This window comes from Streptococcus sp. 21.1 (assembly GCF_016648635.1).
In the GTDB taxonomy this organism is placed as follows: domain Bacteria; phylum Bacillota; class Bacilli; order Lactobacillales; family Streptococcaceae; genus Streptococcus.
Window position 1 is genome coordinate 70,653 of record NZ_JACLQL010000011.1, and the last position, 6,164, is coordinate 76,816.

The 6,164-nt window shown below is 40.9% G+C and carries 4 protein-coding genes and 2 pseudogenes; 3 read left to right on the forward strand and 3 right to left on the reverse strand.

What is annotated here, in order from left to right; all coding sequences use genetic code 11:
* Positions 1 to 92 precede the first annotated feature (92 nt).
* Together H7U01_RS08425 and H7U01_RS08430 are read right to left on the reverse strand one after the other, a co-directional pair.
* The gene (locus H7U01_RS08425) at positions 93 to 902 is read right to left on the reverse strand and encodes a Cof-type HAD-IIB family hydrolase (RefSeq protein WP_201041437.1); all 810 of its coding nucleotides are present in this window, start codon (positions 900 to 902) and stop codon (positions 93 to 95) included.
* Complete coding sequence (locus H7U01_RS08430) at positions 895 to 1,662, reverse strand: DeoR/GlpR family DNA-binding transcription regulator (RefSeq protein WP_201041438.1); 768 nt, start codon at positions 1,660 to 1,662, stop codon at positions 895 to 897. Before H7U01_RS08430 ends, H7U01_RS08425 begins: the two co-directional genes overlap by 8 nt.
* A 193-nt stretch (positions 1,663 to 1,855) precedes the next feature.
* On the opposite strand from H7U01_RS08430, the gene leuS reads away from it, so the two are divergent.
* The 3 genes and pseudogenes from leuS to H7U01_RS08445 form a co-directional block, all read left to right on the forward strand.
* Positions 1,856 to 4,357, forward strand: a complete 2,502-nt coding sequence (leuS, locus tag H7U01_RS08435) for a leucine--tRNA ligase (RefSeq protein WP_201041439.1) — start codon at positions 1,856 to 1,858, stop codon at positions 4,355 to 4,357.
* A gap of 60 nt (positions 4,358 to 4,417) precedes the next feature.
* The gene (locus tag H7U01_RS08440) at positions 4,418 to 5,479 is read left to right on the forward strand and encodes a GTP pyrophosphokinase family protein (RefSeq protein ID WP_201041440.1); all 1,062 of its coding nucleotides are present in this window, start codon (positions 4,418 to 4,420) and stop codon (positions 5,477 to 5,479) included.
* A 121-nt stretch (positions 5,480 to 5,600) separates the two neighbouring features.
* A pseudogene (locus H7U01_RS08445) lies at positions 5,601 to 5,936 on the forward strand (class I tRNA ligase family protein); the annotation flags it as partial.
* 81 nt (positions 5,937 to 6,017) lie between these two features.
* Here the strand turns inward: H7U01_RS08445 and H7U01_RS08450 are convergent.
* A pseudogene (locus H7U01_RS08450) lies at positions 6,018 to 6,164 on the reverse strand (transposase); the annotation flags it as partial.

Genomic DNA, 6,164 nt, shown 5'->3' on the forward strand with positions numbered 1-6,164 from the left:
TTAAAAAAGGAAAGGCACCTCTAGGGCACCTTTCCTTTTGTTCTAAAATTCGAGTTGGCAATTAGAGGCTGTTCCCACCATTAGATATTAGCTTAGTTTAGGACATGTTCTCTAATAGCTTGAGCGACTCCATGCTCATCATTTGAAGCCGTTACTAAGTTTGCTGTTTCCTTAACCCCTTCAGGTGCATTGCCCATAGCAATTCCTAGGCCAGCTAGAGCTAGCATAGGACTATCGTTGAAGTTATCTCCGATGGTCATGACTTCTTCAAGAGGAAGGTCATAATATTTGGCAACTTCAAGGAGAGCGTGTTCTTTAGAAACATGTTTGGCTGTGACTTCAAGGTAGTTATCTTTAGATAAGTAGAAGGCTGTCTGTGGAAAATCCATGCTTAGGAGTTTTTGGTGGAGGTCTTGGATAACTTCAGCCTCATCAATCAACAATAGCTTGTGGATAGGTGGTTCTGAGTCTGAGACCGTGTCTTGCAGTTCCTTAATGATAGGAGATTCACCCGTGATACTTCCTTCTAACTGAGACCATTTGTCTAGTTCGTTGGTGATCCAGTCCTTGCCAGAGTAGATATTCACAGAGACACTTGGATAATCTGTGGATAAGTAGTTAAGAAGGTCTTGAATCTCAGCTTTATCCACAGGGTGCTGTATGATAGTACGATCACCCTCAAGTACTAAGGCACCGTTGTAGCAGGCGATAGGATTGTCATGAAGTCCTAGTTTATGAGCAATTGGTTGCATCCCCAGTGGCGAACGGGCAGAAGCTAAAACAAAGGGAATATTTGCCTTTTCAAGCTCTGGCATTACCTCAATCAGTTGCTCATCCACCTGGTGGTTACTAGTGAGAATAGTACCATCAATGTCACTGATAATCAAACGAATATTACTCATAATCGCTATCCTTTCCATCGTATAAAATCGTTACTTTATCTTTAAGAGACTCGACCAAATCAGGATCTGGTTCCTTATCTGTAATCCAGTAGTCAAAGTCTTCAATCTTGCCCAAGATATATTTGGAATGTTTTTCATATTTATCAGATTCAGCAATAAGTATCTTGGTTCGAGCAGCTTGCATGGCTAGTTGTTTGACAGCAACGTCCTCTTCATCTTCATAGCTGACCACTCCTTGACTGAGACTAGCCGCTCCGAAGAAGGCTAAGTCAAACTGTAGATGTTGCAAGAGCTGGGCTTCGTGAAGCGAATAGTAGAAGCGGTTTTTGCTGTAAAATCTTCCTCCCAAGAGATGAAAGTCGACGCCTTCTTTACCGCTTAGGACCAAGGCATTGTCCAAAGAGTGAGAGTAGACAATGACCTTCTTAGTCAATTTTTGTGAGACTTCAAGCATCAAGGTTGAAACATCGAAGAAGAGTAGAGATTGGTCCTTGACCAAGCTAAGCGCTAGGTCTGCCATTTTTTTCTTGTCTTCAGTGAGTCCTTTCTGACGTTCCTGGAAGCCAAGAACAGTGGTATTTTTAACTGGAAGAATGCCACCATGGGTACGCTGAGCCAGATTCCTATGGCTGAGGCAGTCGAAATCTCTTCTGACAGTGTCTTTGGAAACACCTAATGCGTCAACCATTTCCTTAACAGATAGGTTTCCTCGCTCCTCCAAAAGTGTTAATATTTTCTCTAATCGTTGTTCCTGATACATGAGTCACCTTCTTTCTGATACTAGTATAGCATCTTTTTGCTTTTTTTTAATATAAAAGCGCAAAAAAACTTAAAAAGAAAGAAAAAAATGCAAATGAGATTCAGGCGAATTTGCCTCTTAAAGTTCCCTTATCATCTTTAAAAATCCCTCAAAAATGCTATAATAGAAGCATTACGAATATTGGAGAGAAACCATGAGTTTTTACAATCATAAAGAAATCGAGCCTAAGTGGCAAAAATACTGGGCTGACAATCACACTTTTAAGACAGGAACAGATGCCTCAAAACCTAAGTTTTATGCGCTTGACATGTTCCCTTACCCATCTGGAGCGGGTCTTCACGTAGGACACCCAGAAGGTTACACAGCGACTGATATCCTCAGCCGTTTCAAACGTGCGCAAGGTTACAACGTCCTTCACCCAATGGGATGGGATGCCTTTGGTTTGCCTGCAGAGCAATACGCTATGGATACTGGTAATGACCCAGCAGAATTCACGGCGGAAAACATTGCCAACTTCAAACGTCAAATCAATGCGCTTGGATTCTCTTACGACTGGGACCGTGAAGTCAATACTACAGATCCGAACTACTACAAGTGGACGCAATGGATTTTCACTAAGCTTTACGAAAAAGGTTTGGCTTATGAAGCTGAAGTGCCAGTAAACTGGGTTGAGGAACTAGGAACAGCTATCGCCAACGAAGAAGTCCTTCCTGATGGCACTTCTGAGCGTGGAGGCTATCCAGTTGTCCGCAAACCAATGCGTCAATGGATGCTTAAAATCACTGCCTATGCTGAGCGCTTGCTTAATGACTTGGATGACCTTGATTGGCCAGAGTCTATCAAGGACATGCAACGCAACTGGATTGGTAAATCAACTGGTGCTAACGTAACTTTCAAAGTAAAAGGGACTGACAAGGAATTCACAGTCTTTACGACACGTCCAGATACTCTTTTTGGTGCGACCTTCACTGTTTTGGCTCCTGAGCATGACTTGGTAGATGCCATTACAACACCTGAACAAGCTGAGGCTGTAGCTGACTACAAACACCAAGCCAGCCTTAAATCAGACTTGGCTCGTACAGATCTTGCCAAGGAAAAAACAGGGGTTTGGACTGGAGCTTATGCGATCAACCCTGTAAACGGTAAAGAAATCCCTATCTGGATTGCGGACTACGTTCTTGCTAGCTACGGTACTGGTGCTGTTATGGCTGTTCCTGCCCACGATGAGCGTGACTGGGAATTTGCTAAACAATTTGACCTTCCAATCGTAGAAGTGCTTGAAGGTGGAAACGTTGAAGAAGCTGCTTACACAGAAGATGGACTTCACGTCAACTCAGATTTCTTGAATGGTCTTAACAAGGAAGAAGCTATCGCCAAAATTGTGGCATGGTTAGAAGAAAAAGGCTTTGGTCAAGAAAAAATCACTTACCGTCTTCGTGACTGGCTCTTTAGCCGTCAACGTTACTGGGGTGAACCAATCCCAATCATTCATTGGGAAGATGGTACTTCAACAGCTGTTCCAGAAAGTGAACTCCCACTTGTCTTGCCAGTAACCAAGGATATCCGCCCTTCAGGTACTGGTGAAAGCCCATTGGCTAACTTGACAGACTGGCTTGAAGTGACTCGTGAGGATGGAGTGAAAGGTCGTCGTGAAACCAACACTATGCCACAATGGGCGGGTTCAAGCTGGTACTACCTTCGCTATATCGATCCACACAACACAGAGAAATTGGCTGATGAGGATCTCCTCAAACAATGGTTGCCAGTAGATATCTATGTGGGTGGTGCAGAACACGCCGTGCTTCACTTGCTTTACGCTCGTTTCTGGCACAAATTCCTCTATGACCTTGGTGTTGTACCGACTAAAGAGCCATTCCAAAAACTCTTTAACCAAGGAATGATCTTGGGAACAAGCTACCGTGACCACCGTGGTGCTCTCGTGGCGACCGATAAGGTTGAAAAACGTGATGGTTCCTTCTTCCATGTGGAAACAGGGGAAGAGTTGGAGCAAGCACCAGCCAAAATGTCTAAATCCCTCAAGAACGTGGTTAACCCAGACGATGTGGTGGAACAATACGGTGCTGATACCCTTCGTGTCTATGAAATGTTCATGGGACCACTCGATGCTTCAATCGCTTGGTCTGAAGAAGGTCTGGAAGGAAGCCGTAAATTCCTTGACCGTGTTTACCGTTTGATTACAAGTAAAGAAATCGTTGCGGAAAACAATGGCGCTCTTGACAAGGTTTATAACGAAACCGTTAAATCTGTCACAGAGCAAATCGAGTCGATGAAATTCAACACAGCCATTGCTCAGCTCATGGTCTTTGTTAATGCAGCGAATAAGGAAGACAAACTTTATGTGGATTATGCTAAAGGCTTTATCCAATTGATTGCTCCGTTTGCGCCTCACTTGGCAGAAGAACTCTGGCAAACAGTGGCAGCAACAGGCGAATCTATCTCTTACGTAGCTTGGCCAACATGGGACGAAAGCAAATTGGTTGAAGACGAAATCGAAATCGTCGTCCAAATCAAAGGAAAAGTCCGTGCCAAACTCATGGTTGCGAAAGACCTTTCACGCGAAGAGTTGCAAGAAGTTGCTCTTGCTAATGAAAAAGTCAAAGCAGAGATTGATGGCAAGGAAATCGTGAAAGTGATTGCGGTACCTAATAAACTCGTTAATATCGTTGTGAAATAAAAAATTGACATAATAAATTAAAAAGAGAGACAGTTTTTGTTCACTTTTTGGGAGGTATTAATGAGGATTCAAAGTCATAAGGAGATTGTTGAAGAATATTCTGTTTCACGGGGGAGTTATGAAGATTGCCTAAATTATGTAGAGAATACTGTAAAGAATATTATTAAAAGTCAATCTATTAATGTTCATGAAATAATAGGGAGAGTAAAAACTGAAGAGTCTCTCTCAGGCAAAGTAAAAAGGAAAGACTATTCTAATTTGACTGAGATTACCGATTTATGCGGCATTCGTATCATAACGTATTTTAGTGATGATGTCGATAGAATAGCTGAATTAATCAGTCAAGAGTTCGAGGTTGATGTAGAGAATACTATTGATAAACGTAAGAGTGAGGATCCAACAAAATTTGGTTATGTTTCACTTCATTACGTGGTAAGTTTAAAAGAAGAGAACTCTTCTCCTATTTTATATAGCAGATTTAAAAATATAAAATTGGAAATACAAATTAGGACAGTTATGCAACATGCTTGGGCTGAAATCGAACATGATTTAGGATATAAAAGCAAGGAAGATATACCTAATCAATACAGGAGACAATTCTCCAGATTAGCAGGACTAATTGAATTGGCTGATGAAAATTTTCTGCAGTTAAAAAATAATATTAATAACTATGAGAAGAAGGTAAGAGAAAAATTACCTACTTCAAAAGAAGAATTACCAATAGATAGTAGTACACTTATGACTTATGTAACGGAAGATCCAAATTACATTAAGTTACTGGATGAGATTAAACCGTTATATGTGTCCATAGATTTTAATATTAACAGTTCTTATCTATCCACTGTAGTCCAGAGAGTAAAAAGATTGGGCTTAAAGACTATAGGAGATATAGATGAATTATTTGAAAAATATAAGGATATCTTTCTAAGAGTAATGGAAATTGAGATGGATATTGTACATTATGCGCGTATATCGGCATTGACTCCATTATTGCACATCACTAGTGTGTTAGAATCAGTTGAGGGAATAGATGTTTCTGATGAGGAATTTATAAAAATCTCTGATGAGCAATTTTCAGAAGAATTTGGAATATCGTACCCAACTGATGTTTATCAACGTTAAAAAGTAATCTGTTAAATGTGAAAAGTGGGGCTTTCTGTTTGGATAGGCAGTAGAGTTCCTAGTGTGCCTCTTTCCAAAGTGAAGGGAATATGCTTTGTTATAATTTTTTAACGTTTATTTGGTAGACTACGCTAAAGGCTTTATCCAATTGATTGCTCTATTTGAGCCTCACTTGGCAGAAGAACTCTGGCAAACAGTGGCAGCAACAGGTGAGTCAATCTCTTATGTAGCTTGGCCAACATGGGACGAAAGCAAATTGGTTGAAGACGAAATCGAAATCGTCGTCCAAATCAAAGGAAAAGTCCGTGCTAAACTCATGGTTGCGAAAGACCTTTCACGCGAAGAATTGCAAGAAGTGGCTATGGCTGACGAAAAAGTCAAAGCAGAGATTGATGGCAAGGAAATCGTGAAAGTGATTAGTGTCCCTAATAAACTCGTTAATATTGTTGTGAAATAAAAATGAATCCTCTAGAGCTAAGCTCTGGAGGACTTTTTGTAGGCTCTTTGTCAACTGTAGTGGGTGACGAAAAGCTAACATCTAGAGAGGACCAGATAGGTCTTCTTTTTTTGTATACTCAGAGTGATGAAAACACGCTTCCTAAAGTTGCTAAAATTTTTAAAACCGAAGCCCAGACGTTTAATATCTTTGATAAGCTTATTGGTCCCCTCCAATTTTGCATTTGAG